Consider the following 2410-nt stretch of genomic DNA (forward strand, 5'->3'; position numbering starts at 1 on the left):
CCGTACCTTCGCCGAGGCCAGCACCAGGGAGACGGCGGCGGCCAGCCGCGCGCCCTCGCCACGGGCGACCGGCGCGGTCCGCATACCGCGCAGCGGACAGGGCCCGGCCGTCCGGCGCCGTACATCGGCGCGTTCGAGCTGAGCCTCCGTCAGAACCGAGACGATCAGCCCGTCGTAGTTGGTGACGATCCGCGAGAACTGGCCGTGGTCCGAGCGAAGTGCCAGACAGAGCCCGCAGAGATGAGCCATCCACTCGGTCTTGAGACCGTCGGTGAGACGGTGACTGCATGGTCTGACGATTCCGAACATGACTGATCCCCCGAGAAGTCACTCATTGGCGCGCGAGGCATCGTACCGAGCGCTCCGTTCACCCGTACGTCCCCAGCCTCACCCATCTGGCCGGAAGTTCATATTTTGCACCCCGTCAGGGGCCCTACGCTGGAAGAACCTTGACGAATCGCCACATCTTCTGCACCAGTACCGTCACGAATCGCCTGCGCGCCGACTATCCCCTTGGCGCTCAATCCGCATCATGGACGACGATAGGGGCAGGGAACGAGATGTGACCGCGGTGAAAGGAGGCGTCCATGGGATCGGTGCGCAAGGCGAGCGCTTGGCTGGGCCTCGTTGAGGACAGCGACGAGCGTTACTACGACGACGAGTACGCCGAGAGTGCGGAGAGCGGCGACACCTGGAAGACCGATCCGCGGGTGCGGGTGGCCTCCGAGACCGCCCAGGAGCGTGACCGCAGAATCGCCACCGTCTCCCCGGAGAGCTTCCGGGACGCCCGGAGCATCGGTGAGCTGTTCCGCGCCGGTGTCCCGGTCATCATGAACCTCACCGCCATGGAGGCCTCCGACGCCAAGCGCGTCGTGGACTTCGCCGCCGGGCTGATCTTCGGACTGCGCGGTTCGATCGACCGGGTCGCCACCCGGGTCTTCCTGCTGAGCCCGGCCGACACGGAGATCGTCACCGGCGACGCGGCGGGACGGCCGCAGGACGGCTTCTTCAACCAGAGCTGAGCAGGGCGCTCATCGGTTCACCGAGGCGCGCGCCGCACCGGAAGTGGCCCGGAGCCGGAGTGGACCGGAGTCACCGGAAGGCGTCAAGACCGGTGAGCGCCTTGCCCAGGACAAGCTGATGCATCTCGACGGTGCCCTCGTAGGTGAGCACCGACTCAAGATTCGTGGCATGGCGCATCACGGGATACTCCAGCGAGATCCCGTTGGCGCCGAGGACCGTCCGCGCGGTCCGGCAGATCTCGATCGCTTCCCGCACATTGTTGAGCTTGCCGAAGCTGATCTGCTCGGCGCGGAGCCGGCCCGCGTCCATACGCCGCCCGAGATGGTGGGCGAGCAGGATTCCCTTGTGCAGTTCGAGGGCCATGTCGGCCAGTTTGGCCTGGGTGAGCTGGAAGCCGCCGATCGGCCGTCCGAACTGCTCACGTGAGGTGGCGTACGACAGCGCCGACTCGAAGCTGGCGCGCGCGGCGCCCATGGAGCCCCAGACGATGCCGTACCGGGCATGGCTCAGACAGCTCAGCGGTCCACGCAGTCCGCTGACGCCCGGGAGTACGGCATCGGCCGGGAGCCGTACGTCGTCGAGGACCAGCTCGCTGGTGACCGAGGCGCGCAGCGACCACTTGTGTCTGATCTCGGGCGCGGAGAAGCCCGGAGTGCCGGCCGGGACGAGGAATCCCCTGATTCCGCCCTCGGCGTCGTCGGTGCGCGCCCAGACGACGGCGACGCCCGCCACCGAGCCATTGGTGATCCACATCTTTCGGCCGTTGAGCACCCAGTCGCCGCCGTCGCGCTTGGCGTACATCCGCATTCCGGCCGGATCCGAACCGTGGTCGGGCTCGGTGAGTCCGAAGCAGCCGATGATCTCGCCCGCCGCCATCCCGGGCAGCCAGCGCTGCTTCTGCTCGTCTGAGCCGTAGCGGTGGATCGCGTACATGGCGAGCGAGCCCTGTACGGAGACGAGCGAGCGGATCCCGGAGTCGGCGGCCTCCAGCTCCAGACAGGCGAGCCCGTACTGGACGGCGGTGGCACCCGCGCAGCCGTAGCCCTTCAGGGACATACCGAGGGCGCCGAGTCCGCCCAGCTCCCTGGCCAGCTCGCGGATGACGGGCAGCTCGCCGCGCTCGTACCACTCGGCGATATGAGGCAGCACACGGTCCGTGGCCCAGGCGCGCACGGTGTCGCGGATCGCCAGGTCCTCCGGATCGAGGAGATCGTCGAGACCGAGAGGATCGGCGGGATCGAAGGGCGGGAGCTTCGCGGCGGACGGTGCGGACATGGCAGGACCTCCCGGCGGCTCACGGAACTCGGACCGGCACAAACTAGCAGCGCCGTTGTGCCTCGCCCCCGCCGGACCCGGTCGACGGGCGGCGAGCGGCGAGCCGCTAACC

General features: G+C 68.4%; 3 protein-coding genes. 1 reads left to right on the top strand and 2 read right to left on the bottom strand.

Features of this window, described 5'->3' with window-relative positions; genetic code table 11:
- The coding region (locus GA0115259_RS11945) for a DUF5685 family protein (protein WP_237539935.1) at positions 1–309 on the bottom strand (309 nt) is incomplete at its 3' end.
- Between the two features lie 278 nt (positions 310–587).
- Here GA0115259_RS11945 and GA0115259_RS11950 point away from each other — a divergent pair.
- Positions 588–1022 (top strand): cell division protein SepF, encoded by a 435-nt coding sequence (locus GA0115259_RS11950; RefSeq protein WP_093594925.1) that lies wholly within the window; start codon positions 588–590, stop codon positions 1020–1022.
- Positions 1023–1092: 70 nt separating this feature from the next.
- Here GA0115259_RS11950 and GA0115259_RS11955 read toward each other — a convergent pair whose 3' ends face one another.
- Positions 1093–2298: an acyl-CoA dehydrogenase family protein gene (locus tag GA0115259_RS11955; protein ID WP_093594928.1), complete on the bottom strand. Its 1206-nt coding sequence runs from the start codon at positions 2296–2298 to the stop codon at positions 1093–1095.
- Between the last annotated feature and the right edge of the window lie 112 nt (positions 2299–2410).

It is taken from the genome of Streptomyces sp. MnatMP-M17 (genome assembly GCF_900091995.1).
GTDB lineage: Bacteria > Actinomycetota > Actinomycetes > Streptomycetales > Streptomycetaceae > Streptomyces.